We start from the raw sequence: 26,279 nt of genomic DNA on the forward strand, positions 1-26,279 counted from the left end.
ACCCGGCGCCGCGATGCGGCGCCTACCTCTCCCTGGTCTGATCAGAGAGAGGGATGATCTGGCTCCGCAATTCAGTGATGGTGGTTCGCGGCGAACTGATGCTCCGAGGCCTCGCCGAGGCGGTCGCCGTCGAATTCGATACGCCAGCATTTGCCGCTCTGGTAGTCGAGATCGAGCAGCAGGTTGCGGATCGCGCGCTGCTTCACGCTGCGAATCAGTTGCGCGATCGATGCCGCATCGTTCGACGCGAGCGATACGATCTCAGACGCCTTCGAGCCGCTGCTCGCAAGAAACTCACGCGCCTTATCCTCGCTCGAGAACGCCAGCACGCTCATCCAGGATGCAGTCTTTTCCTGGAACGCGACCAGCGCGCCGTCCTCGTCGAGCAGGAAGTGAAGCTCTTTGCCCAGAGCGCTCAAGCGTTTTCGACCTTGAGCTTGCCGCTGCGAATCGCGGCGGCGCGTTCACGGACGAGCGCAGGATAGGTGTAGTAGTGATCGCCCGACAGCCGCAGGAACGATTCGATATCAACGTCTTCGAGTTCCAGCTCGCCGATCGCAGTCTCGGCCGCGGCGCGCGACGGCGCGGCTACGATCGCATCGTAGAGCTCACGGCCCTGCTCTGAGATGAAGTCGTGGCGCGGCGGCACCGCCGACTTGTCGAGCTTGCCTGAATGAAAATTGTCGAGGATGTAGCGCAGCGCCTTGAGTTCATGGCGCAGCACATCGATTTGTTTAAGGCTTTCGCGTGAAGACATAGCGAGACGAGCTTATCGTCTCGCGTTCAATGGATTCAAATTCAAAGAGTTCACCACCAAGGCACAAAGACACAAAGTAAGATTCGTTCCTTGGTGACTTCGTGCCTTTGCGGTTAATTCTGCTTTCTCAGTCGCCCTTGATCAGACGATGGATCGCGCCGAGATGCTTTTGCGCTTCGCGCTTGCGGCCGCTCAGGTCGTAGAGCTCGGCGGCGTTGCGATGGGCCTCGACGTTGCACGGATCGCATTCGAGGCAGCGCAGGAAGCTCAGCAGGGCGTGCTGATTCTCTTCGCGCTTGCGATAGAGCACGCCGAGCTTCAGATGAATGTCGGCGTTGGAGGGCATGATGGCGGCCGCGCCGAGCAGATGCCGCAGGGCGCCGCCGAGATCGTTCTCGCGTTCGAGCAGCGTGGCAAGGCGCATGTGCGCCTCGAAGTTGCCGGGCTCGCGACCAACGAGCTCGCTGTAGATACTGAGCGCCTTCAGCGGATCTTCCTCGGCGACGCGGCGCGCTTCCTCGAAACGCTCGCGCACGCGCGCGGCGCCGAATCGTTCTTCGACCTTGCCGGTCTGACGCACGCGGCGAAAATCCAGAATCAGTTGTCCGCTGTCAGCCTCGATCATCACGCCGCCGTCGCTCACGACGATCCGCCCTTCGTCGTTGACGAGCTTGAGCGAATGCAGCGGGCGGCCCGGATCGACGAGCGCGCGCACGCGGTCGAAGGTGCGCTGGATGGTTTCGAGATAATGACGTTCCTGGAGCAGCTCCTTGGCCAGGCGCATCAGGAGCAGATCGTTGAAGGCGAAGCGGTAGTTACGGCCGCGCGGCGCGGCTGGTTGTACGAGATTGCGTTTTACCCAGTAACGAATTCGCTCGGGCGACACCGCGAGGATTCTCGCGGCTGCGCGCGTGGAAAATGTTTCGGTCCTACCGCCCGCCCCTGCCGTCATCAGCTTCAACCAACGCGAGTATAGGGACTCACTGTCATGCTCTCAACGCGCATTGATCGGTTTCTCAACAATTGTTGATGATGAGAAGTTAGCGGCGAATTTCTTCGAGTGCGCGCGCGACCTTGACGACAGCTTCGACGCCATTGCGCGCGTTGGGGATGCGCGCTTCGGCCTGCTCGTCGGTCATCCCGGGTCCGGTGATCGCAAGCCCGACGGGCTTTTCGAATTCGACCGAGAGATCGAGCGCGGTCTTCGCGATCGCGTGCGAGATGAGTTCGTCGTGATTCGTCTCGCCCTTGATTACCGCGCCGATCATCACGACACCCGCGATGTCAGCGCGCTTGAGCAATGCTTTCACGACCGGCGCCATGTCATAGACGCCGGGCACGTGAATGGTGCGGCTGACCTCGACGCCGAGGCTTTGCGCATGCTCGCGGGCGCAGGCTTCCATCGGATAAGTAACTTCGGAATTAAAGTCGGCGACGACGATTGCGATCTTCATCTGAGACCGAGATCTATATTGACTGCGTCGCGAATCTCAATCCCATTGTTCTTCAAATATGACTTGAGGCCGGGAATCGGATGCTCGCCGTAGTGGACGATCGACGCGACGATCGCCGCATCGGCCAGCCCCGCCGTGAACGCGTCGCGCAGATGCGCCGGTTCGCCCGCGCCGCCTGACGCAATCACGGGAATCGAGACCGACTCGCTGATGCGCCGCGTGATTTCGAGATCGTAGCCGGCCTTGGTGCCGTCGCGATCGATCGAGTTGATGCACAGCTCGCCGGCGCCCAGCCGCTCGCCTTCGAGCGACCATTCGAGCGCGTCGCGGCCGGTGGCGGTGCGGCCGCCGTCGATAATCACTTCGTAGCCTGACGCGATGCCGGGACGAATTCCCGTCTTCTTCACCTGCATCGAGAGCACGACGCACTGACTGCCGAAAGCACGCGCGCCTTCGCTGATGAGCTTCGGATTGCGCACCGCGCCCGAATCGATCGAAACCTTCTCCGCGCCCGCCAGCAGGACGGCGCGCATGTCCTCGAGCGTGCGCAATCCGCCGCCGACGCTGAACGGGATGAAGATCTCGCGCGCGACATTGCGAACGACGTCGAGCATGATCCCGCGGCGCTCGTTCGACGCCGTGATGTCGTAGAAAACGATCTCGTCGGCGCCTTCTTCGTAGTAGTAGCGCGCCATCGCGACCGGATCGCCGACATCGACGTTCGCGAGAAACTGGATCCCCTTGGTGACCTTGCCGTCGCGGACGTCGAGGCAGGGAATGATTCGTTTCGCGAGCATCGGCTTAGAAGTTCAGCCGGCAAAAATTGTCGAGCAACTTGAGCCCGGCGGTCCCGCTCTTTTCGAGATGGAACTGCGTTGCGATCACGTTGTCGCGCGCGATCGCCGCCGTGAAAGGCACACCATACTCGCATGCACCGATCGCGACGCCGGAATCGTCGGGAATCGGATAATACGAATTGACGAAATAGAAGTGAGTATCGTCGGGAACGCCCGCAAACACCGGATGCGGCTTGGTCTGGCGCACCCGGTTCCATCCGATTTGCGGCACCTTGAGCGGACGCCCGTCGATCGAGCGCGGATAACGCGTCACCCGGCCAGGCACGATCCCGAGGCACCGCGCATCATCCTCTTCGCTATGACTCAGCAGCACCTGGATTCCGATACAGATGCCGAGGAAGGGCCGGCCCTTGGCAACGATGTCGTTGCGGATAACGTCAGCAAGTCCGAGCGCGTTGAGATTGTCCATCGTCGCGCCGGCAGCGCCGACGCCCGGAAGTATCACGCGCTCGGCGGCGACGATTCGCTCGGCGCGATCGGTGATCTCAGACTCGTGGCCGAGATACTCGAGCGCGCGCTTGACGCTGGTCAGGTTGCCAGCCTTGTAATCAACGATTGCGATCATCGGCAAATCCCGGACTTGAAATCATACCGGGTGCACAATCGCCACAGAAGGGCGGGCAGAAAGTCATTCACCACAAAGGCACAAAGGGTATTCCTTCGTACCTTCGTGGTTATTTGATGTCTGTGTCTTAGACTTCGGCGCGGATGTCCTTGGTGTCGGACAGGACGCGGACGTTGATGCTGCGTTCGGTGTCCGAGAGCGACCCCCAATGCATCGCGAAGTTTTCGAGCTGCACGTCGGGATTGAAGCGCTCCGACACGCCCATCACGACTTCGCTGACGCCGAGCAGATACGCCATCCGCGCGATCGCATAGACCTGGTCGTTCGAGACCGCGACCAGCGGAGTGACGGCGCGGCCGTGATCCTCGCAGACCTTCACGACCTTGCTGAACAGCTTGCTCTCGGCTTCCGAGAAAATTTGCGCACCGTCGCTTGAGGCGAGGCCTCTTTCGGCGCGCACCGTGATCGCAATCAGCTCGGCATTGTCGGGCTCTGACAGGTATCGATGCAGATGCGCGAGGTTGTTGGGATCGCGAATCGCGACCAGCTTCTTTACCGATGCGGATAGGCCCAGCTTCAGCGGGTCGATCTGCTCTTCCTCGACGAGCTCGAGATTAAATTTTTCGGGTTCCTCGCCATACTCGTGCGCCGCCTGGCCGTTGATCTTCTCCGATGCGACGAAGACCACGAACAGCGCCGCGGTGAATCCGATCCCCGAGATCGTCGCCACTTGCTTGGTGAAGAGGTTGACCAGCGCCGTCGCGAACAGGACCGCGAACGTGAGTGCGAGTCCCAGCGGGAAGTCCTGGCCGCCGGGGCGGAAGAACTTCAGGTTGAGCGGCATCCGCCACAGTCGATGATACTTGTCCTTGTAGCGAAGGATCAGCACCGAGAGCGTCTTGAAGACGAAACTCCAGACGACGCCGAACGCGTAGGCCTCGCCGAGCACGAACATGTCGCCGCGCGAGAGGATGATCGTGGCGATTTGCAGAATCGCGACCATGTTAACGATGCGATAGTTGGTGCCGTAGCGCTTATGCGGATGACGGAACCAGTCGAGCAGCACGCCGTCCTCGGCAACGCGGGTGAGCACTCCGGTCGAGCCGACGATCGCGGTGTTAACCGCACCGGCGAGAATCAGGAAGCCGACGAACACCACGAAGGTGCGCAGCGCGATTCGTGCCCACAGCGGACCAACCACGAACATCGCGAGACCGCCAATCAGATCGTCGCCGTAGTTCGACATGCGAACGCTGTCGGGAATGATCATCACGGCGAAGAACGACACGAGCGAGGTGAGCAGCAGGCTGTAGATGAAGATGACAAGCCCGGTGCGCAGCAGGTTCTTGAGCTTGGGCGCCTCGATCTCGCGATTGATTTGCGCGAGCGATTCTTCACCCGACATCGCGAGGATCGAATGGCCGAACGCGATCAGAATTCCAAACGCGCCGATCGTGCGCGCCGCCGGGATGTTCTTGAGCCAGCCAAGCGAGCTGTCGGGCAGCGTTTCGGTGAGCGGCGGCAGATGCGCGCCGCGCATCGCGAGCGTCAGGCCGCACCATACGATCATCATCACGGCCATCACGGTCGTGATCTGCATGATGCGCATCGCCTTGTGGCTCGATTCCTCGATGCCGAGGATGTTCTGCCACCAGAAGTAAACCGTCGCGCCGATTGCGAAGATCGCGGCGGTGAAATCGGAGGGCATCACGAAACCGACGTGCGCGAGCTTGAGCAGCTCGTTGATGAGACCGACGAGATATTGTCCTGCTGACACGCCGCTAATCGGACCTGTCAGGATGTAGTCGAACATCAGGGCCGAGACGGAGATCTTCGCGAGCGTGCTGCCCATGGCCTCTTTCACGACGCGATAGACGCCGCCGCGGGTGAACATCGAGCACGACTCGACGTAAACGGCACGCACCGCATACGAGAAGAGCATCACGGCCAGGATGAAGTAGGGCGCCGACTTGCCGCATGCCTGCTCGACGATACCGCCGATGTAGTAGGCCGTGGACGCCAGGTCGCAGAGCACGACCGCCGATGCGCGCCAGAACGAAATGAAGGCGAGCATCCCGGTCGTAACAACAATTGTCTTAGTAGGTCTACCGAAAGTCGCCGGCGCATGGTGCTCGGCGCTACCAGGACGAAGCGAAGCCGCCAAAATGTCAATCCTCCCAAGCTCGGGGCGGCTCGGCCGCTCCCAGACGAGGGTTATTCAATGCAATGTGCAGACCGCGCGGATAGATGCTGGATTTGCAGGGAGGATTTCCCTCGACAGTTGCAAACGGCACGGCACATCACGGCTTTAAGCTTGCAATCTGCAATCATGCCGAATGCGACGGGACGCTTTTGCGGCGGAAAAGGGCGCGCGCTGTGGTCGGATTGGCCACTTTGCGGTAGCTTCTAAGCCCTTGCATTTCACCCTCGTATTAGTGATCGGCGTCGCGATCGGTCTCATCGCCGAACTGGCGCTGCTGACCTTCCTGCGCGAGCGCTACCAGTACCGTCTGCAGGAGCTCAACTTCGAACGATCCAAGACCGACGCGATTCTTGAAAGCGTCGAGGACGGTCTGATCGTGCTCGATTTGTCGGGCTCGATCGTTCATATCAACGAAGTCGCATGCGCGATCCTGGAGGTCGAAACGGGCGCTGTGATCGGCGGCGATCTGCGCGCACTCGCCGCGAGCAATCGTCACGTCGAGCGGCTGCTCACGGCGCGCGCGAATCCCGCCGATCCAGACCTTGGTGCTCCGGCTGAATTCCGCGTCTTCGTGCGCGGCCGCGATCATTTTTATGTGAGCCGCGAGCTGCCATGGATCGGACCGCGCAAAGCTGCGCTCGGGACGATTCTGGTGCTGCAGGATGTGACTTACGTCCGCGACCAGGAGCGTCAGCGCACGAATCTTATCGCGACGCTGTCGCACGAATTGAAGACACCGCTGACCTCGCTCGCGATCGGATCGGAACTGCTCGCCGAATCTTCCAACCCGGAACGCGAAACGCCGCGCCAGCACGAGATCCTCGAGATCATCCACGACGATATCGAGCGGCTCAAGGTCATTGCCGACACGCTGCTCGATGCGTCACGCACGCACAACGCGCGAATCGGTGTCGAGCGCCGCCAGATCATGCTCAACCGCGTGGTGCGCGAGGTCTGTCACGCGTTCGCTCTCCAGGCCGAGGAGAAGCGAGTCGGAATCCGCGTGCTGGGCGAGGAACGCGCGATTCCGATCCTGGGCGATCCGATCAAGCTGCCGTGGGTGATAACCAACCTGGTCGGCAATGCGTTGCGTTACACCCCCGCGGGTGGGCAGATCACTGTCGAGATGAGCAGCGAAGGCAAAGTTGCGCGCGTCACCGTTTCTGATACTGGTCCTGGAATCGACCCGGCCGTGATGCCGCGTATCTTCGAGCCCTACACCCAGTTCGGTGAAGATTCGGCGCATGTCGGTTCGGCGGGCCTGGGCTTGCATATCGCCAAGGAGATCATCGAGGCTCACAACGGCCGGATTTTCGCGCGCAGCGAAGCGGGGCACGGCGCGATGTTCACGGTGGACATCCCGATGCGGGAGGACGCGCTTGGCTAACATCCTGGTAGTGGACGATGATCGAAACATCCGCCACGCGCTCGCGGCCACGCTGGAGTCGGCGAATCATCATGTAATCGTGGCGGAGAGCGCCGAGCGCGCGCTCGAGGTGCTGCCCGATTCGCACGCCGAGGCGGTGCTGACGGATGTGCGGATGGCCGGCATGAACGGCTTCAAGCTGCTCGAAACGATCAAGCGCGCGTCGCCTTCCCTGCCGGTCGTGATGATGACGGCGTACGGCTCGATTCCTGACGCAGTCGAGGCGATGCGCCTAGGGGCCTACGACTACGTCACCAAGCCCTTTACCGCCGAGCAGATCCGGCGCATCGTGGCGCGCGCACTCGAGCTGCAGGGGCTGCGCGCCGAGAATCAGAAGCTGCGCGAAAAGATCGAAATCCTCACCGAACCTGAGCCGTTCCTGACGCTGAGTCCGCAGACCCGCAAGATCGCGGAGACCGCGGCTCAAGTCGCGACCAGCAACGCCACAGTTCTGATCACCGGCGAAAGCGGCACCGGCAAGAGTATGCTCGCCGCTTACATCCATCGCCTGAGCCCGCGCAAGAATGGACCCTTCGTACAGGTGGCGTGCACCACGCTCAGCGAGCATCTGCTGGAGAGCGAGCTCTTCGGCCATGTGCGCGGCGCTTTCACCGGCGCTATCAAGGACAAGCCCGGCCGCCTGGAAGCGGCGGAAGGCGGCACGGTCTTGCTCGATGAGATCGGCGATCTGACGCCAGTCGTGCAGTCGAAGATGCTGCGCTTTTTGCAGGAGAAGACTTTCGAACGCGTCGGCGGCGCGGCGACAATTCACGTCGATGCGCGAATCGTGGCCGCGACCAATCAGAACCTCGAACAGCTGGTGGCAGAGAAACGCTTCCGCGAGGACCTCTACTATCGCCTCAATGTGATCGAGCTGCACGCGCCCGCGCTGCGCGAGCGTCCCGGCGAAATCCTGAAGTTGGCCGAGCATTACGCAAAGCAGGCCGCGGCGGCGCATAACAAGCCGATACAGGAGTTCGAGCCCGACGCGCGCGACGCGCTCGCCGCGTATGCATGGCCGGGCAATATCCGCGAGCTGCGCAATGCGGTCGAGCGCGCGGTTATCCTGAGTCGCGGCGAGACCATCACGCTGAGCGATCTACCGGACAAAATCCTCGCCGAGCCGCGCAAGGTCGATCACAACCTGACGCTCGAAGAACTCGAGCGCCGCCATATCGAGGTCGTCCTCGAACAGGCGATGACGCTGGAAGAGGCCGCCGACATGCTCGGCATCAATGTCGCCACGCTGTGGCGCAAGCGCCGCAAGTACGGCCTCGATTAAAACGAAACCGGCGCGCTCATGAAGAACGCGCCGGCCGTTTCACGAGAATTCGTCGCGATTATTTGCTTATTGCACCTTCGAGACGGCCGTGGCTCTGCACGCACTGTCCCAGGCTCGTGAAAGGATCGGGCCAGTCGTGCTTCACGCAGTACGGCAACGCCGCTTCCTGCGATGCACTGTAGCCGCGGGTGCTGAGTTCCTTCTTCATGCACTCGGAGTGCGCGGCATTGGCGCCCGGCACGCCGGCAGCATCGTCAGCCGCCTCGACGATAAGCGCGTCGCGCAGCGCGATCTTGACCTGTGGGTCCGACGACTTGCCGAGCATGCCCGCGATGTTGCTGGACGGGCCGCAGGTTCCGACCGCGTCGATAAAGGCCTCCTCGAGACCGCTCGAGCCAAGGTCCTTCGCGAAGCCGAGACTCACGGCCGCCATCAAGAGACCCGACGACACCAACGCAATTGCCATTTTCTTCATAAGCTATGCTCCTCCCCAGTTGCGCGAGCCCGGCTCTGGCCCACCCGGCTCGACGATACGCGTCGGCATATCTCTACTGTGGGTAGGCGCGGAAATCCAGCATCGGCGTGATGTTTTTGGCTTGACCTTCTCCACAACTTGATGCGACTTTCGCTGCGACCCTGAAAGGAAGTACCAGCCATGGCCAATATCGCGATCGCCGCCTCGACGCTCCCCGACTCTCCTCCCAGCACGCTTATCGATTGGGCCAAACGGTCCGAGGATGCGGGCCTTTATGGTCTCTTTATGACCGAAGCGGGCAACGATTCTCTCGCTTGCTCGCTCGCGCTCGGGATGCATACGAAGACCCTGATGCTCGGCACGGCGATTACGAACATCTACCTGCGGCATCCGGCGCTGCTCGCCAACGAATGCGCAGCCGTCCAGGAATTTACCGGCGGCCGTTTCGTTATCGGCCTCGGCGCGGGTCATCGTGAGATGAACACCATCCTCGGCATCGACATGGGCGATCCCCTCAAGAAGATGCGCGCGATCGTCGAGTCGATGCGCAAAGCGCTCGAAGGCAAGCGCACGGGGCCGCCAGTCACGAAGAAGCTGCCGATTTATCTCGCGGGAGTATCGCGGCCGATGGTCAAGCTCGCGGGCGAGATCGGCGACGGCGTCATCTTCAACTTCTTCCCGCCCACGCGCGTCAAGCAGGCGCTCGGCGAGCTGGCCGAAGGCGCGAAAATCGCCGGACGCGATCCCAGCGAAGTCACGCCGACGCTCTTTGCGACCGCATTCATTTCCGATGATATCGAGGCCGCGCGGCGTCCCGCGCGCAAGCTGCTATCACGATACGGCGCGCTGCGCTTCTACGGCAACATGATGGCGAAGGCCGGCTTCGAGCGCGAAATCGAGGGTATCCGCAGCGCCGGCCGCGACGCCGATGCGGCAATCAAAGCCGTCAGCAACGAACTGATCGATGCGACGCTGCTGGTCGGATCGGAAGCGCGCGTGCGAGAGCGTCTTCAGGAGCTATGCGAGCCCGGCATCGCGACGGCGATCGTGTTCACCAACCCGGTAAACGAGGATCGCAACAGCGCCGTGCTGCGCACGATCCGCGCGCTCAAGCAGTAGGCGTCAGGGGACAGCCTCTTCGCCGCTGTCGCGTGCGAGCGCGACGCGATCGAAGAAATTGTGGATGCGCCTGTAGTTCACGCCGAAGTCGCCGACTCCGTAGCGCGACTTCGAGCGCATCTCGATCAGGCTGCCGCCATCGCTCGACGGCCGCACCTGGATGATGAAGTTGTCGGGGAAGTGAAAAAGTCTCGACGTCGCGACGCCTTCAATCGTCATCGTGTTGGGATCGGTCTCGGTGATTATCCAGTTAGGATTGGCCGCCGCGAGATCTTTGAGCTTTGCGAACATCGCCGCGGGAGGATCCTTCTCCTTGAGAGGAGCAATCACGCCGTAGATGCGCTCCTGGCCCGCCGCATACTTGTTCTTGTTGTACTTAAGGTCGAAGCCCTGGTTGAAAACGAGCCCCGCGTTCTTGGAAAACTCGGGCGGGTTGTCCGTATCAGTCGTGATGTCGTTGACGATGTACTTGCCGCCCCGTGCCAGGGTCAGAAAGATCGGCAGCGCGATCACGGCTCCGATGATCAATCCGAAACGGGCGCGATTGTGCGGACCGCGGCGCTCCGGCGCCCGCGTCATCAGCATCCCGATGATGCCGAGTATGATCGTCACCAATGCAATCAGAAATCCGAACACGAAAAGCTGAAACCCGACGAACGGCGCGAGGTAGTAGAGATGCGCCCCCAACATACCTACCGTCACCAGCACTATGGCGAGCAATGCGTCGAAAAAGGCGAGCCACGCAACTGTCATTCGATCCTCCCCCGAGATGTGGCGCGCCGCACGTCTGCCACTTTCATCGCTTGATCCCTCGCGCCACGAATTGCGGCAGCACGAAAAAGAATTTGCCGTCGGCGACCGCGCGATCGATATCGCTGAACCATGCCGCGATCTCGTCTTGGGCGATCTTGCCCGAATCGCGAGCGTAGCGCGCGAAGCTCGCCTTCAGCATCGGCAGCGATCGTCCCGCAGTATCCGCACCCGCCATGATCTCGACCTTGACGTCGGTTAAGCCCGCCCCGCGAAAGAGCCCATGAAGCTGGCGGCCGATGCGCGGCTCGTGAATCGCAATCGATTTCGACGCCGCCAGAATCCGCTCGGTGCGCTCGCGCGCCGATGCGCCGATCTCGAGCGCGAGCATGTCCCAATCGCTGTCGGCCGCGACCACGATTCCTCCGCTCGCCGCGACGCGTGCCATTTCCGCGACAGTATCGGCGGCGGAATCGACATACTCAAGGACGTTTTTGCAGAACACCCGGTCGAAGGCGCCGTCGCGAAACTTGAGCGGCGGGAACGGGCTGTTCACGTACTCGACGTTGAGCTGCGCTTCCTTCGCGCGCGCACCAGCCCGCGCGACGAACTCGGCGTTGATATCGACGCCGGTCACCTTGCCGCTCGGGCCCACGCGCCGCGCCAACTCCTGCGTCGTATGCCCCGGGCCCGAGCCGACATCGAGGACCGAGAGCCCCGGCTTAAGCTCCAGCGGTCGAATGATGGGCTCGATGGCGGGATGAAACGCGAGAATCTGGTCGTATGCGGCGTGCCGATCAGAATCGATATCGATCCAGTGTTGCTTGTAATAATCAGCCATCGCGACGCTGACCGTTAGCTCATCTTGGGCTCTAAGAAAAGCTCAATGTTGGATGGGAGTCTGAGCCGCGGATTGGTTCCCCTTCCCGATGCGGGAAGGGAAGTTTGTGCTGCGAACATTCACTCAACGATCAGAATTGTGATTTCAGTAGAGCCGCGATGCCGTCTGCTACCGACACTTGCGGATGCCAGCCCAGGATGCGGGCAGCTTCGCGATTGTCCGCGAGCGTGTCGCGCATGTCGCCGGCGCGCGCCTCGCGATGCACCGTCGGTCCGCCGAACATCGCCGCGATGCGATTGATGCTCACGTTCTCGCCACGCCCGATGTTGATCGGACGCCCGTCGGCGATTTCGCAATCGGCAGCCAGCAGATTCGCGCGCACGATGTCGCTGACGTGGGTGAAATCCCGCGTCTGCTCGCCGTCGCCGTCAATCTCGAGCGGCCGCCCCTCGCGCCGCGCGCGCAGGAACGCCGCGATCGCGAGCTTGTAGGCACCCTCCTCCGCCATCCGCGCCCCATAAACGGCAAAGTAACGCAGCGCGACCGTCTCAAGGCCATAGAGCCGATGAAAGAGGCGCGCGTACTCCTCACCCGCGAGCTTCTGCAACGCATATGGGCTCTGCGGATGCGGCGTCATCGTCTCAACCAGCGGCATCGTCGACTGCACTCCATATACGGACGACGATCCCGAGAAGACCACGCGCCGCACCTTCGCATCGCGCGCCGCGATCAGCACGTTCAGCGTGCCGACGACATTCGTCATGTGGGTCTCGAGCGGCTTGGCGATCGAGAGCGGAATACGCGGCAATGCGGCCACGTGAAAGATCGCATCGATTCCCTGCAACACTCGCGCGATCGATGATCCATCGCGGATATCGGCCTCAACGAGTTCCGCCCGCGGATTGATATGCCGACGATCGGCCGTCGCGAAGTTGTCGATCACACGAACCCGAGCCTGCGCGGCAACCAGCGCATCGACGAGATGCGAGCCGATAAATCCCGCGCCGCCGGTGACGATCACCTGGCGCCCGGCGAAACTCTTCGTGGCGGTCACAGGTTCCAATTATCTTTTGAGCACAGCGTGGCTTCGTCGCGGCAGAAAAGCGAAAATTGCGCGGTTTTCATCGCAGGGGTAGGCTTAACGTTCACCCGGAAGGGAGACAGGTTTTCTAGAATGACCACCAACGCGCAAAGGATCAAGTTGCTGGGCGAATTGCTCGCCGAGCGGATTCTCGTCCTCGATGGCGCGTTCGGCACCTTCGTCCTGGGACATCATCTATCGGCCGAGGATTACGGCGGCGCGAGCCTCGAGGGCTGCAACGAAAATGTCGTCCGCACGCGGCCCGACCTGATTCGCGAGATGCACGACGGCTTCCTCGAAGTCGGCGCCGACATTATCGAAACCGCGAGCTTCGGCTCGACGCGAATCGTACTCGCCGAGTATGGCCTGGAGCGCGATACGCGTGAGCTCAACCGCCTCGCCGCAGTGCTCGCGCGCGAAGAGGCCGACAAGTTCAGCACCTCAGCCAAACCGCGCTTCGTCGCGGGCTCAATGGGTCCAACGACCAAGAGCATCTCCGTCACCGGCGGCGCGACCTTCGACGACATGGCGGCCTCATACCAGGAGCAGGCCGAAGGCCTGATCGAAGGCGGCGTTGACATCCTGTTGCTGGAGACCGTGCAGGACACGCTCAACTGCAAGGCCGGTCTCGTCGGTATCGAGCGCGCGATCGAAAAGCTGGGTGTCGCGCCGGCGGTCTCGGTCTCGGGCACGATCGAAACGATGGGCACGCTGCTCGCCGGCCAGGATATCGAGGCGTTCTATACCTCGCTCGCGCACCGCGATCTGCTCTGGATGGGCCTCAACTGCGCGACCGGTCCCGACTTCATGACCGACCACCTGCGGACGCTCGCCGGAATCTCGCGCTTCTACGTGGCATGCGTTCCCAATGCCGGCCTGCCCGACGAAGAGGGACGCTACAACGAGACGCCCGCGATGCTCGCTGCGAAGGTCGCGCGCTTTGCCGAGAATGGATGGATCAACCTGGTCGGCGGATGCTGCGGCACGGTGCCCGAGCATATCAAGCTGCTGGTCGATGCGGTCGCGAACATCAAGCCGCGCACGCGCTCGACGCTGCGGCGCTCGGTCGTCTCGGGAATCGAGACGCTCGTCATAGATCAGGATACGCGGCCAATCGTTGTCGGCGAGCGGACCAACGTGCTCGGCAGCCGCAAGTTCAAGCGCCTCATCGCGGACGGCAAGTTCGAGGAAGCGTCAGAGGTGGGCCGCGCGCAGGTGCGGCGCGGCGCGCATATTCTGGACGTTTGCCTTCAGGATCCCGACCGCGATGAGCTCGCGGACGTGACGACGTTCCTCGAGATCGAAGTCAAAAAAGTCAAAGTTCCGCTGATGATCGACAGCACCGATCATCGCGTTATCGAAGAGTCACTGAAGCGCACGCCCGGCAAGTCGCTGATCAATTCGATCAACCTCGAAGACGGCGAGGAGCGATTCCAGAAAGTGGTGCCGCTCGCGCGGCGCTATGGCTCGGCGCTCGTTGTCGGATGTATCGACGAGGACAAGCAGCAGGCGCAAGCCGTCACGCGCGAGCGCAAACTCGCGATCGCCCAGCGCTCGCACCAGCTGCTCACGGAAAAATACGGCGTCGAGCCCGAGGACATCATCTTCGATCCGCTGGTGTTCCCGGTCGGCACTGGTGATGCGAATTACATCGGCAGCGGCATCGAGACCATCGAAGGCATCCGGCTCATCAAAGAGGCGCTGCCGAGCTGCAAAACGATTCTCGGCGTCTCCAACGTTTCTTTCGGACTGCCCGAGGCGGGCCGCGAAGTGCTGAACTCCGTCATGCTCTATCACTGCGTGCAGGCCGGCCTCGATCTCGCGATCGTCAACTCCGAGAAGCTCCAGCGCTACCCGTCGATTCCCGAAGAGGAGCGCAAGCTCGCCGAGGATCTCATCTGGTGGCGCGGCGCCGATCCGATCGCGGCGTTCGCGGCGCACTTCCGCGGCAAGAAGGCTGCGCTATCCACCGATAACCGCAAGGACCTGCCGCTCGATGAGCGCCTCGCGCGCTACATCCTCGAAGGCTCCAAGGACGGCCTCACCGACGACCTCGACGAGGCGCTCAAAGATCGCAAACCGCTCGAAATCATCAACGGCCCGTTGATGAAGGGCATGGACGAGGTCGGCCGGCTCTTCAACGCCAACCAGATGATCGTCGCCGAAGTGCTACAGTCAGCCGAGGCGATGAAAGCCGCCGTCGCGCATCTCGAGCCGCACATGGAAAAGGCCGAGAGCGCGACCAAGGGCCGGATCGTGCTCGCGACGGTCAAGGGCGACGTTCACGACATCGGCAAGAACCTCGTCGAGATTATCCTCGGCAACAACGGCTATCGCGTCATCAATCTCGGCATCAAGGTTCCGCCCGAGGAACTGATCAAGGCCTATCGCGAGCATCGTCCCGACGCGATCGGGCTCTCGGGGCTGCTCGTCAAGTCCGCGCAGATGATGGTGCTCACAGTTCAGGATCTCAGGACCGCGGAGATCGCATGCCCGATCCTGGTGGGCGGCGCGGCCCTCTCGAACCGCTTCACGCGGATGAAGATCGCGCCCGAGTACGGCGGAATCGTCGCCTACGCCAACGACGCGATGGTGGGCCTCGACCTCGCCAATCAGCTCATGGACTATGAGCGGCGCGAAACGCTCGGCCGCAAGCTCGACGAACAGTCGCGCAAGATGCTCGAGACGGCTCCCAGGGCGGTCGAGAGCGCTCCCGCGGAGAATCGGAAGTCGTCAGTGCGGCGCGATGTTGAAATCCCGATACCGCCCGACCTGAAGCTCCACGTCACCCGCGACTACGATCTCGGCGAGATTTTCAGATACATCAATCCGAAGAGCCTCTACGCCAAGCATCTCGGCTTCCAGAATTTTGTCGAGGAATTCGAGTCGGGAAATCCCAAAGCGCGCGAGCTCCACGAGCGCGTCGAGGAAGTCGAACAAATAATGCTGGCACGGCCGGACATCACGGCCAACGCGATTTACAAGTTCTTCCCGGCGCAGTCGGACGGCGATCGCACTATTTCGATTTTCTCTCCTGACGGCCATACTGTGCTCCAGTCCTTTACATTTGGCCGGCAGAGCGAGGCGCCCTACCTCTGTCTTGCCGACTATGTAGCGGAGCGCGGCTCACGAACTGACTATCTGGGGATGTTCATCACGACCATCGGCACAGGAGTCCGTGCGCTCGCCGATCAATGGAAGAACGATGGCGATTACCTGCGCTCGCATATCCTGCAAGTGCTGGCCAACGAGGGCGCCGAAGCATTCGCGGAATTATTGCATCTCAAGATGCGGCTGATGTGGGGTATCGGCGATCCGCCGGGGCTCACGATGAAAGATCTCTACCAGGCGCGGTATCATGGCAAGCGTTACTCATTTGGCTATCCTGCTTGCCCGCGGATGGAAGATCAGGAGCAGTTGTTCCGCGCGCTCGAGGTTGAGAACAACGGGATTGGCGCCGGGCTGACCGAAGGCTACATGATGGAGCCGGAAAGCTGCGTCAGCGCAATAGTATTTCACCATCCTGAGACAAAATACTTCGCGCTATCGCAGAACGATATCGAACGCCTCGAACGCGAATTCGACGATATCCAGAAAAAGCGCGCCGCGGGTTGAGTTTCCGCAAAACTCTCAGTCGATTAGCTACTTCGCGCGAGCGCGCCGCGCGCTGCCATTGTGCGCGCGAAGCTCAACGGTCTCCGCTCGTTCGTGCGGATGTAAACCCGCGCAGCGAATCATAACTTCGCGCGGCCGTGGACCATCCAGTTCTACCAGAAAGACTCGCTGCCACGTACCAAGCGCCAGGCGGCCATCGATTACCGGGATCGTTTCGCTGGTCGAAAGCAGCAGGTGCATCAGGTGCGAATGCGCGTTCGGCCTCTCATCCGGCGCGATCGGTGGCTTGCGCCGGCTCATATCATTGTGATCGTACTCCGCATGCGGCGGGCACAGCTCGCGTAGCATCCGCTTGAAATCGAGCAGCAGGAGCTCTTCCGCTTCGTTGATCTTGATCGCGGCAGTAGTATGACGCGAGAAAACCGTGACCTGACCGCTTTCGATCTGATTTTCAGCCAAGTGAGTATTGATGTGATCAGTCAGATCGATGAATTCGATTGGTTCGCTGGTCTTAACTTCGATGACAGCATCGGCAAGCGTGATGAAATGGCGGGCTTGCGATTCGCTCGATCGCATTACCAGTGTTGCGTGTGAGCTGGGCTCGAGCATTGGTACTCCTTGCGAGCAGGACACCGTGATCGTAGGCAAGCGGTGCAATGCGCGCAATTCACGCCTGACGATCTGACCGACTAACCGGCGGCTGGTTAGTCGGTCAGAGCTAACATTTGCGGATACTTAATGATGTTTTGCGTGCAGTAGCGTGCTCGGCAAGGCGGCTTATTTGCTCCGCTCCTTGAGCTCGCGTTGCGCGAGCTCAAGATCGGCATCGACCATCAATTCGACCAGCTCTTTGAACTTGACCCGCGGTTTCCATTCGAGCTGGCGACGCGCCTTCGCATAGTCGCCCATCAGAATATCGACTTCCGCGGGCCGGAAATGCCGCGGGTCAATCTCGACCATCTTCTTCCAATCGAGCTTGAGCCGATCGAACGCGCACTCGAGAAATTCCTGGACCGAATGGGTTTCGCCGGTCGCAATTACGTAATCGTCCGGCTGATCCTGCTGCAGCATCAGCCACATCGCTTCGACATAGTCGCCGGCGAAGCCCCAGTCGCGGCGCGCCTCGAGATTGCCGAGCGCGAGCTTGTCCTGGAGCCCGAGCTTGATGCGTCCGGCGCTGCGCGTGATTTTGCGGGTCACGAAATTTTCACCGCGGCGCGGCGATTCGTGATTGAACAGGATACCGTTGCAGGCGAACAGGCCGTACGATTCGCGATAATTGGTGGTCTGCCAGTGAGCGTAGACTTTCGCGCACGCATAGGGACTGCGCGGATGGAAAAGCGTCGTCTCGCGCTGTGGAACTTCCTGCACCTTGCCGAACATTTCGGATGATCCGGCCTGATAGAGCCGCGCAGCGCGGCCACGACGCTGATTGAAATCGCGCACCGCCTCGAGCAGCCGCAGCGCGCCGAGCCCGACCACGTCGGCCGTGTACTCGGGCTGATCGAACGAAATCCGCACGTGTGATTGCGCGGCGAGATTGTAAACCTCGTCGGGATTAACCTGCTCGACGATTCGCCGCAGACCGGTACCGTCGCCAAGATCACCGTAGTGAAGCTGCAGGCCGCCGCCATTCGCACCAAAGCCGCGATGCAGATGATCGATGCGTCCGGTGGCGAAGCTCGACGAACGGCGCACGATGCCGTGAACTTCGTAGTCCTTTTTCAGCAGGAATTCGGCAAGATAGGAGCCGTCCTGACCCGTGACACCAGTAATTAATGCAACTTTGGCCATGCGATCGATTTTGCAAATATTACCATCGGCGTCCGGCTACCGAAACTGGACCTGACCGGCGCGATAAATAAAAAAGGCGCGGCCTGCGCCACGCCTCGTTAAAGAATGCGGATGAGTCGGTCAGTCGCCCTTCACCAGGCGATGCGAGTCGCTGTCGAAGTGTTGCGTTGAAAATTCGTAGAGCTCGACGTCCTCGAGCGCTTCCATCTGATGCACGAGCCCCGGCGGAATATCCATGCAGTCGCCCGCGACCATCTCGAACTCCTCGATAACCGTGCTATCCGCCGATTCCTTGATCCGCATAATGATCCGGCCGCGCCGCAGGAAGAACGACTCGGTCTTGAGCTTGTGGAAATGCAGCGACAATTTCTTGCCCTTGTTGATTTCGAGGATCTTGCCGCAGTAGCGCTCGTTGTTGGCGATCCAGACTTCGCGCCCCCATCCTTTGGGAACGATGTTTACAGGTTGTCTTGGACGATTCATTTTGTCTGATGGCGATTCTAGAACATTTGCAGGGTTAGACCCAGCGGCTGCGGAAAATTGCTATTGGCAGAGTTCGCTGGGATTGCCGGGTCCTCGGTAATTGAAGATGCCCGCGTCGAAAATCGGGGCGCTCGCGCCACGCTCGATATCGAGATAGTAGGGCAGTCTGACAGTATTTTGATGATTCGGTAGAAAGCGTTCGAATCCCGGCCGCTTCGGCTCGGCCCAGGTTTGTTTGTAGTAAGTCTCATAAATCGAACAAAATTCGCTATGAGAGCCGGCCGCCTTGAGCTTGTCGTACACGGTGGTCAGACCGCTCGAGGCCGAGCGAACCTGAACATTCAAAGCGCAAATCTGAATCGCGAGCAACAACGACATCGCAATGCCGAGTGCTCGCGCGCCCGCCGGTTTCCATCGCGCCGCCGCCCAGCTCATCGCCAGCCACGCGGCGGGATACCCGAACCGTTCCGCACCAAAGACCCCAAAAATCGATCTGCCACCCGCTCCGTATGCAACGATGCATAGCAATATCGCCCAAAGCGGAGCGGCGTCATTGTCGCTGCCTTTCTGAAATAACGTCGACGGGCAGGCGCAAAGCATTCCCAGGATGCCGAGCGCCGCGATTAAGTTGATCGCGCCGGCGGCGTGCATCCAACTCGAATGCGCGTTGACCCATGGCAGAAAGATGTGAAACAGCGCGAAGGCATCTATAAAGTTCGCGGCCAACGCTCGCAGCGTCCACGGATCGTAAATCTGCTGACCGCCGAGTTGATGCCCCGCGATTCTTCCTGCCACATACCAGACCAGCAGCGACACTGAAGCGAGCGATGGCCATAGAATTGCCCGCGATGATGCTCCTTTCGGTTGCGCCCACAAAATTCCCGCGACAACTGCGAGACAGGCTAGATAAGCCATCAAGTGAGCAACGAAGATTAGGCACAAAGCGATAAGAATGATCGCCGGCGCAACGGTTTCCGGATGGTCGCGCCGTCTCAGGACATAGCCCGCGAAAAAAAGGAATCCGACGAAGCCGATATAAAAATCAATCTCGCCCCAGAAGAACCACGAATTGAATACATACAACAGCGGTATGTAGAAAAACTGGCTATGCTCGGTCGCGCCGCAAGCTCCCAACATGTATGCGCTGCCCGCGACGAACATGACGATCGCGAGGCTCAGCACGATCTTCGCCGAGGTCTCCGGGCTCACTACGAAGTTGAGCAGACTGCACAGTAGCGGCACCGCGGCGTGGGTGAAGGCGTAGTGCTTGATCAAGTAGTGCTTGAACTGCACGCCCCGCATTTTCTGCGAGAGGATCCAGCCTTCGTAGACGTAGTCGGGATAGTCCGACAATGGCAGGAAGCGGTTGGCCCATACGATCCAGAGCGCGTTCACCGTGACGAGCGCCGCGACGAGCCGCAAGCTGACGCTCGCAGTTCGCCCTTGGGCTTTGCTCAATGACCCGAGGTTTCGGTATGTCGCGGTCGCGCTCGCCATCGAAGTCAGGTTCGCGCCGAGCTGGCGCCCGGATTTGCGATTGAGAGTGCGGGCGCTGCTGTCGCATCACAGGCAACATCGTCCATGCGAATCGAGAAGCGATGCAGCGCGATGCCACGCGGCGTCGCGAAATCACGAATCGCCGCGAGACCATCCGCCGAGATCGAATCGCTGGCGAGCAAAATCCGATCGAACGGCGAGGTCTGATAAACCTCGGGCAGATCCGCAATCTTGCCCAGCACCATGTGTCCCGGCACGCGATCCCTGTGTGTCGGCAGGTCTTCATCGAGGAACCCGACGACCCGGAAACCGCGCGGGCGATCCGATCCCAGGTATCCGAGCGCCGTTCCGCCGGCGCGGCCCGTGCCAACGACAAGCACGCGCTCGCCGGCCGCCAGCCGCAGCAGACCGTTGCGGATCAACTGGAAAGACGAGCGCGTTATCACGAGCAAGTTGAAAAGCAGGACCGCGAACAGCACCAGAATCGATCCCGAGATCATCACCGGCATCACCTTCGACAGGATGAGCAGGAAGATCGCGGCGAGAATCGCACCGTTCGCGAAACGCATTCCGTCCGACAGGCCCGTGTAGCGCCAGATTCCGCGGTAGATACCGGCGAGCGCGAACGCGCCGTAAGTCGCGAGCCACACCGCCGGCATGCTCCGCATAAGCTCGCGCGCCTGCCAATCCAGGATGTGAAAGTTGTAGCGCAGCATCGAGCCGAAGAAGAACGCCGCCGCGATCAGCGTCGAATCGAGGAACGCCTCGGCGATTCGGCGCTTGTAGCTGAAGCTCAGCAGGAAGCGCGCCGCACCCCGCACTCGGCTATGCACCATCACCGGTGGCAGGATCTCGAAGGTAAGATCGATCATGAAGACCGCGAGCATCGCCACTGCAACCGCGATCAGCGGCAGCATCGTCACCAGGTACACATGCGGCAGCAGCACCGCGACGAGTGCCATCACCGCGCCGAACAGGGCCACGCTCCAGCACACGGCGTCAGTCGCGCGATCCGAGAGGCCCAGCGCGATCAGCCGATGATGCGAATGATCGACGCCGCGCCGTGAAATTGGATTTTGCGTCGCGAAACGGCTGACGCTGACGATGAGCGTGTCGAGCAGCGGCATCAGCATCACAAGGATCGGAAAAGCGTACTTGGTGACCCGCGAGTTGGTCGCGAGCGCGCCCCCTTGCAGCGCCATCGCGCCAAGCAACATCCCGACCGCGAGCGCCCCCGAATCGCCCATGAAAATTGACGCCGGCGGGAAATTAAACCACAGAAACCCGGCGAGCCCGCCCGCGACCGCCAGACCCTCGAGTGTGAGGGCGATGTTGTGGTGCAGCAGCCCGGTCGCCGCCATCGCGAGTGCCGCGACGATCCCCGTGCCGCTCGACAGGCCGTCGATACCGTCGATCAGGTTGAAGGCGTTGCTGGTTCCGACGAGCCAGAAAATCTCGAGCGCAAGGTCGGCTGCGAACCACGGGGTGAAATGAAATCGCGGCAGCGCGAGCGCGACTCCTGCTGCCACTACAATCTGACCGAGCAGCTTCTGATAGGGCCTCAGCTCGTGCGCGTCATCGACGACGCCAATCATCCAGAGCGCCGCGACACTCAGCCCGAGCCATCGCGGCAGTGCGCCGAACACGCCGAGCGAGAGCAGGATCGCGCCGACGATCGCCACGCCACCGAAAACTGCGACCCGCTCGTCGGGCGCCGCCATGCTGCGGCGCGCGGTGATGCTGTAGTGCAGACCGATCGCACGCGCCGGAGCGACCAGCGCCACGCTGAGCAGCAACGCCACCAGCGGCACTCCGAGGAGAGGCATGACAAGGAGACTCATGGGTGGGAACAGGCGCGGGTTGGGCGCCCGCGCTTCTGCTAGGCGGGGCCCACGGCGACGCGCGTCAACATCGCATCGAACTCGCGAGTAACCTTGTGGCGATCGAAGCGATCCACGGCGACACGTCGGGCGCGCGCGCCCATCTGGCGCAGGATTTCGGGCCGATCGATCGCGTCACCGATTGCGCTCGCCAGAGCGCGCGCGTCGCCAGGGCGAATCACGAAGCCCACGGCTTCTTCGCGGGCGATTCGAGCGACCTCGGCCGTTTCATCCATCATCGCAACGAAGGGCCGGCCGGCGGCGAGGATCGCGTAGATCTTGCTGGGCACGAGACATCCGGCGGTGCCGGGCGCGAGCGGGATCAGGTGGAGGTCGGCGGCGCCGAGCGATTCGGCGAGCTTGTCCTTCGGTTGATACGGCATAAACATGATGTTGACCAAGGCGCGCGCCGCGGCATGCTGCATCAGCGCTTTCTTGTTCGCACCCTCGCCGATCAGGGCGAACACGATTCGCTGATCGTCGCGGAGAATCTCGGCCGCTTGGAGCACCGTGTCGAGTTGCTGCGAGAGCCCGAGATTGCCCGAATACATCACGACGAACTTGTCGCCGAACTGGGCGCGGAAGGGATTGCTCGCCAGGGGACGGATTCGCTCGCAGTCGACCCAGTCCGGGACCACGACCGTGCGATCTTCGGGCACGCCCTTGGCGAGCACTCGCGCGCGCATATCATGGCCGATGACGACGACGCGGTCGGCGCGATCGAAAGCCAGGCGATTGCCGCGTTCGAGCAGACTCAGCAGGAGCGGATTCTTTACTCCGCCGATGGCGTGCGCGATGTCCGGGTAGAGATCGCGAACGTTGTACACGAGCCGGCATTGCCAGCGCCGCTTGAGGATCGCGCCCAGCGCTCCCAGCAGCGGCGGATCGGTTTCCGCGACAATGATGTCAGGGCGCTCGAGTCGCATCGCGGCAATCGTCGCGAGCGCAAAATAGGTCGCGAGGTTGGTGAGCCTGAGCGGCAGGCGCTGCTTGGGCAGGCGCGTGCCCCAGGTTCTGATGATGGTGACGCGGCCCATCCTTTCCCGCGTCCATAAGCGGCGCGCGCGCTCGCCGACGTGATACGACGGCCCGGCGATAAACGTGATCTCGTGGGCCAGAGACAGGTCCTCGCACAACTCGGTCAGGAATTGACCGGTCGCCTCGATATCAGGCCAGAACGAGCGATTCAGAAATAGTAGTCGCGTAAAAATTCCCCGGAGCGCGGCTCCTTAGCGATTCACAATCACGGCGATGCCGTCTCAGGCGTGCGGCCGATGCTCCTCAGTCCCGGCGCGCCGCACCGTGTAATTACCCATCACCAGCAGATCCATCCTGGTCCGCAGAAAGCAATCCAGCGCCTCCTCCGGCTTGCACACTACCGGTTCATTCTCATTAAACGAAGTGTTAAGGAGAATCGGAACGCCGGTTTGGCGGCCGAACTCGCCGATCAGCGCATGATAGAGCGGGTTCTGCTCACGGTTCACGGTCTGCAGACGCCCGGTGCCGTCGACATGCGTCGTCGCCGGTATGATGGATCGTTTCTCGGCACGGACGTCGTAGGCCATCAGCATAAAGGGCGATGGATAGGACTGAGTAAAGTACTCGGCGGTTGCCTCCTCGACAATCGAGGGCGCGAACGGCCGGAACATCTCGCGGCGCTTGATCTTGGCATTGAGAATGTCGCGCATCTCCGCGCGCCGCGGGTCGGCGAGGATGCTGCGGTTACCAAGCGCGCGCGGACCCCATTCCATCCTTCCCTGGAACCAGCCGATCACTTTGCCATCGGCGATCGCCGCGGCCGTGGTGCGGCACAGCTCCTGTTCGTTATCAACGTGGCGAACTTCGCAGCGCTCGCGCGAGATTTCGCTGGCGCGCGCCTCGAGCAGCACGGCGATCTGCGCGTCGTTAAATTCGGGGCCCCAGTAAGAATCATTCATCACGAAGTCGCGCCGCGCGCCGTTCTTGTGCGCTTGATACATCGCGGCGCCGATCGCGAGGCCCGCATCGCCGGCCGCCGACTGAATATAGATATCGTCGAAGCCGGTTTGCTCGAGGATTTTGCCATTGACGACGCAGTTAAAGGCGACGCCGCCGGCGAGACAAAGCTTGCGCATCCCGGTGGCGCGCCGAAGCGTGCGCAGACGATCAAGCACGACCTCTTCGAGCCGGCGCTGAATCGACGACGCGATCGCCATGTGCTTCTTTTCAACCGGCGCGGCAGGATCGCGCGGCGCCCCGAGCCACTCGACGAGATAATCCGAGAAGAGCCGCCCCACTCTCGGCTCGCCCTCGTCCCAGGTCATAGCCGCTTCGCCCTGTGGATGCGTGAAATACTCGGGTGCGAGCCGGAAATCCATGGTATCAGAATCGGCGATCACCACGCGGCGAAATTCGTCGAGCAGCTCGGGCTCGCCGTACGATGCAAGTCCCATCACCTTGTACTCGTCGCCGTACTTGGGAAAGCCGAGATACTGGGTGAGCGCGGTGTAGAAGAGCCCGAGCGAATGCGGAAAGGTGATCGCGCCCATCGGCGTGATCGTGCTGCCGCGCCCGACGCCCCACATCGCGCTCGCGAAATCGCCGAGCCCGTCGATCGAGTAAACCGCGGCTTCATCGAACGGCGAGACCAGGAAGGCGCTGGCGAGATGACCCATGTGATGTTCGACACGAGCGACAGTGGGCTCGGAGTCGAGTTCGAGCACCCGCGCCACCTCGGCGCCGATCGAGGAGAAGCGGCCGCGAACGCTCAGACGCTCGCGCGCCAGGGCCGGCATCCTGAGCGCACGCCACGCCTTGGCGAGGATGCGCGCCCACGGATCGCGCGCCACCGCGATCATGTCGATATCGCGCGGCGTAGCTCCCGACGCGGCCAGCACGGAGCGCAACGCCGCGGCGGGAAAGCCGGCGGAGTGCTTGATCCGGCTGAACCGCTCCTCTTCCACGGCAGCGACGAGTTGGCCGTCAACGATCGCGGCCGCGCTGGCGTCGCCGTGGTAGGCGTTTATGCCGATGATCAGCATGGCGCTCAGTCCGCGACTGCCAGTGTAACGCCCGGGCTTCGAGTAATCATCCTGTTATAAAGATCGAACAAGTCGTCGGTCACACGCTGCCAGGAATATCGCTCGCTCATCCAGCGCCTGCCGTTCTCGCCCATCTCCTCCAGCGGCATCGACGCGATGCGCTCGATTGCGCCGGCGAGCGATTGCGGATCGTTGGCAACCCAAAGGCCGCACGCGCGAGTCGCGAGCTCCTGCCACGGCGTGCCGCGGCTGGCGATGACCGGAAGGCCGTGGGCGAGCGCCTCGGCGACGACGATCCCAAAGTTCTCGGTATGCGACGGCAGCACAATCACATCGGAGCGCGCAAAGAAATCAGACTTGGCAGCGCCGCGTATCTCACCGGCGAGAGTAACCTGATTCGCGATGCCAAGCGCATTAATTTTCTGCCGCAGGAATTCCTCGTATGCGGGCTCGCCGGTCCCCGCGATCCGCAGTTCGAAAGGAACGCGCGCACGATCGCGGATCAGGCCGCAGGCCGCGATGAGATTGTCGATAGCCTTGATCTCGTTGAGCCGCCCCATATAGCCGAGACGCAACTGCGCAGCGCGCGCCCGGGCAGGGATCGAGGCAGGAATCTCGACACCGTTCGGAATGATTGCCGCGGTGGCGCCCGGGAAACGCGACTGAGATTGCCGGGCCTCGTCCGCCGAAGTTACGTGGATCACAAGGTTCGCGGGAGCGGCGGCTTTGCAGGCGCTCTCCCAGATCGCCTTGAAGCTGCGCCGCCTGGTGCCGCTCCATCGTTGCAGCGCGCCGTGCGGCATCCACACCAGGGGACGCCCTGCGAGTCGCGCGGCCAGCATCGTTGGAAGGGTCGGAAACGAATACGCGGCGTGCAGATGGATCACGTCGGCCCACCTGGCTTCGCTTGCCAACCTGCGCAGCATCCCGGGTGAGACCGATTGCCTGGCGACACGATGACAACAGGTTACTTCGAAGTTGCCGGCGCGAGCGATCGAGATCATCTCGTCGCGTGAGAGCGATTGCGGCCCATCAGCGTCGGTCGTAAGCACCCGCACCGCGGCGCCCGCCGCGGCGGCATGGCGGCTGAGTTGATAGGCAGTCTCCACAATTCCGCCGTACCTGGTCGAGGGATGAAACCAGGGTGTGACCTGCAATATCTTGAGCCGGGCGTTCATCG

At 61.7% G+C, this 26,279-nt stretch carries 23 protein-coding genes; 4 read left to right on the plus strand and 19 right to left on the minus strand.

Annotation, left to right across the window (positions count from 1 at the left end; genetic code table 11):
* Nucleotides 1–71: 71 nt before the first annotated feature.
* The 7 genes from VMA09_01305 to VMA09_01335 form a co-directional block, all read right to left on the minus strand.
* Nucleotides 72–419 (minus strand): hypothetical protein, encoded by a 348-nt coding sequence (locus VMA09_01305; GenBank protein ID HUA32213.1) that lies wholly within the window; start codon nucleotides 417–419, stop codon nucleotides 72–74.
* Nucleotides 416–757 carry a hypothetical protein gene (locus tag VMA09_01310; protein HUA32214.1) on the minus strand — a complete coding sequence of 114 codons (342 nt, stop codon included), beginning with the start codon at nucleotides 755–757 and terminating at the stop codon, nucleotides 416–418. The genes VMA09_01305 and VMA09_01310 overlap by 4 nt, the downstream gene beginning before the upstream one ends.
* A gap of 127 nt (nucleotides 758–884) precedes the next feature.
* Entirely contained in the window at nucleotides 885–1,709 is an 825-nt protein-coding gene (locus VMA09_01315; GenBank protein HUA32215.1) for a tetratricopeptide repeat protein, read from the minus strand.
* Between the two features lie 88 nt (nucleotides 1,710–1,797).
* Nucleotides 1,798–2,211 (minus strand): 6,7-dimethyl-8-ribityllumazine synthase, encoded by a 414-nt coding sequence (ribH, locus tag VMA09_01320; GenBank protein HUA32216.1) that lies wholly within the window; start codon nucleotides 2,209–2,211, stop codon nucleotides 1,798–1,800.
* Complete coding sequence (hisF, locus tag VMA09_01325; protein ID HUA32217.1) at nucleotides 2,208–3,008, minus strand: imidazole glycerol phosphate synthase subunit HisF; 801 nt, start codon at nucleotides 3,006–3,008, stop codon at nucleotides 2,208–2,210. The genes ribH and hisF overlap by 4 nt, the downstream gene beginning before the upstream one ends.
* 4 nt (nucleotides 3,009–3,012) lie before the next feature.
* Complete coding sequence (gene hisH, locus VMA09_01330) at nucleotides 3,013–3,633, minus strand: imidazole glycerol phosphate synthase subunit HisH (GenBank protein ID HUA32218.1); 621 nt, start codon at nucleotides 3,631–3,633, stop codon at nucleotides 3,013–3,015.
* A 127-nt stretch (nucleotides 3,634–3,760) separates the two neighbouring features.
* A complete protein-coding gene (locus tag VMA09_01335) occupies nucleotides 3,761–5,707 on the minus strand; it encodes an amino acid permease (GenBank protein ID HUA32219.1) in 1,947 nt (648 codons plus the stop codon).
* 340 nt (nucleotides 5,708–6,047) lie between these two features.
* Here VMA09_01335 and VMA09_01340 point away from each other — a divergent pair, with 340 nt between their 5' ends.
* A complete protein-coding gene (locus tag VMA09_01340; GenBank protein ID HUA32220.1) occupies nucleotides 6,048–7,223 on the plus strand; it encodes an ATP-binding protein in 1,176 nt (391 codons plus the stop codon).
* A complete protein-coding gene (locus VMA09_01345) occupies nucleotides 7,216–8,544 on the plus strand; it encodes a sigma-54 dependent transcriptional regulator (protein ID HUA32221.1) in 1,329 nt (442 codons plus the stop codon). Before VMA09_01340 ends, VMA09_01345 begins: the two co-directional genes overlap by 8 nt.
* 58 nt (nucleotides 8,545–8,602) lie before the next feature.
* Here the strand turns inward: VMA09_01345 and VMA09_01350 are convergent, their stop codons facing one another.
* Entirely contained in the window at nucleotides 8,603–9,019 is a 417-nt protein-coding gene (locus VMA09_01350) for a hypothetical protein (GenBank protein ID HUA32222.1), read from the minus strand.
* A gap of 180 nt (nucleotides 9,020–9,199) precedes the next feature.
* Here VMA09_01350 and VMA09_01355 point away from each other — a divergent pair, with 180 nt between their 5' ends.
* Complete coding sequence (locus tag VMA09_01355) at nucleotides 9,200–10,138, plus strand: LLM class flavin-dependent oxidoreductase (GenBank protein HUA32223.1); 939 nt, start codon at nucleotides 9,200–9,202, stop codon at nucleotides 10,136–10,138.
* A gap of 3 nt (nucleotides 10,139–10,141) precedes the next feature.
* On the opposite strand, the gene VMA09_01360 is transcribed toward VMA09_01355, so the two are convergent.
* The 3 genes from VMA09_01360 to VMA09_01370 form a co-directional block, all read right to left on the minus strand.
* The gene (locus tag VMA09_01360; protein ID HUA32224.1) at nucleotides 10,142–10,891 is read right to left on the minus strand and encodes a DUF1499 domain-containing protein; all 750 of its coding nucleotides are present in this window, start codon (nucleotides 10,889–10,891) and stop codon (nucleotides 10,142–10,144) included.
* Nucleotides 10,892–10,934: 43 nt separating this feature from the next.
* The gene (locus VMA09_01365) at nucleotides 10,935–11,729 is read right to left on the minus strand and encodes a methyltransferase domain-containing protein (GenBank protein ID HUA32225.1); all 795 of its coding nucleotides are present in this window, start codon (nucleotides 11,727–11,729) and stop codon (nucleotides 10,935–10,937) included.
* Nucleotides 11,730–11,859: 130 nt separating this feature from the next.
* Nucleotides 11,860–12,783: an NAD-dependent epimerase/dehydratase family protein gene (locus VMA09_01370; protein HUA32226.1), complete on the minus strand. Its 924-nt coding sequence runs from the start codon at nucleotides 12,781–12,783 to the stop codon at nucleotides 11,860–11,862.
* A 120-nt stretch (nucleotides 12,784–12,903) separates the two neighbouring features.
* On the opposite strand from VMA09_01370, the gene metH reads away from it, so the two are divergent.
* Nucleotides 12,904–16,425, plus strand: coding sequence for a methionine synthase (metH, locus tag VMA09_01375; GenBank protein HUA32227.1), 3,522 nt, complete (start codon nucleotides 12,904–12,906; stop codon nucleotides 16,423–16,425).
* Nucleotides 16,426–16,452: 27 nt separating this feature from the next.
* Here metH and VMA09_01380 read toward each other — a convergent pair whose 3' ends face one another.
* From VMA09_01380 to VMA09_01415, 8 genes are all read right to left on the minus strand, one after another.
* Nucleotides 16,453–17,001, minus strand: coding sequence for a secondary thiamine-phosphate synthase enzyme YjbQ (locus VMA09_01380; protein ID HUA32228.1), 549 nt, complete (start codon nucleotides 16,999–17,001; stop codon nucleotides 16,453–16,455).
* 201 nt (nucleotides 17,002–17,202) lie between these two features.
* Entirely contained in the window at nucleotides 17,203–18,219 is a 1,017-nt protein-coding gene (gene gmd / locus VMA09_01385) for a GDP-mannose 4,6-dehydratase (protein HUA32229.1), read from the minus strand.
* Between the two features lie 120 nt (nucleotides 18,220–18,339).
* Nucleotides 18,340–18,702, minus strand: coding sequence for a hypothetical protein (locus VMA09_01390; protein ID HUA32230.1), 363 nt, complete (start codon nucleotides 18,700–18,702; stop codon nucleotides 18,340–18,342).
* 60 nt (nucleotides 18,703–18,762) lie between these two features.
* The gene (locus tag VMA09_01395) at nucleotides 18,763–20,160 is read right to left on the minus strand and encodes a hypothetical protein (GenBank protein ID HUA32231.1); all 1,398 of its coding nucleotides are present in this window, start codon (nucleotides 20,158–20,160) and stop codon (nucleotides 18,763–18,765) included.
* 44 nt (nucleotides 20,161–20,204) lie between these two features.
* Nucleotides 20,205–22,025 carry a hypothetical protein gene (locus VMA09_01400; protein HUA32232.1) on the minus strand — a complete coding sequence of 607 codons (1,821 nt, stop codon included), beginning with the start codon at nucleotides 22,023–22,025 and terminating at the stop codon, nucleotides 20,205–20,207.
* A gap of 53 nt (nucleotides 22,026–22,078) precedes the next feature.
* Nucleotides 22,079–23,215, minus strand: coding sequence for a glycosyltransferase family 4 protein (locus tag VMA09_01405; protein ID HUA32233.1), 1,137 nt, complete (start codon nucleotides 23,213–23,215; stop codon nucleotides 22,079–22,081).
* A 123-nt stretch (nucleotides 23,216–23,338) separates the two neighbouring features.
* Complete coding sequence (locus tag VMA09_01410; GenBank protein HUA32234.1) at nucleotides 23,339–25,099, minus strand: carbamoyltransferase C-terminal domain-containing protein; 1,761 nt, start codon at nucleotides 25,097–25,099, stop codon at nucleotides 23,339–23,341.
* A gap of 5 nt (nucleotides 25,100–25,104) precedes the next feature.
* On the minus strand, nucleotides 25,105–26,277 hold the full coding sequence (locus VMA09_01415; protein ID HUA32235.1) for a glycosyltransferase: 1,173 nt from the start codon (nucleotides 26,275–26,277) through the stop codon (nucleotides 25,105–25,107).
* Between the last annotated feature and the right edge of the window lie 2 nt (nucleotides 26,278–26,279).

The sequence above is a fragment of the Candidatus Binataceae bacterium genome, assembly GCA_035508495.1.
In the GTDB taxonomy this organism is placed as follows: Bacteria; Desulfobacterota; Binatia; order Binatales; family Binataceae; genus JASHPB01.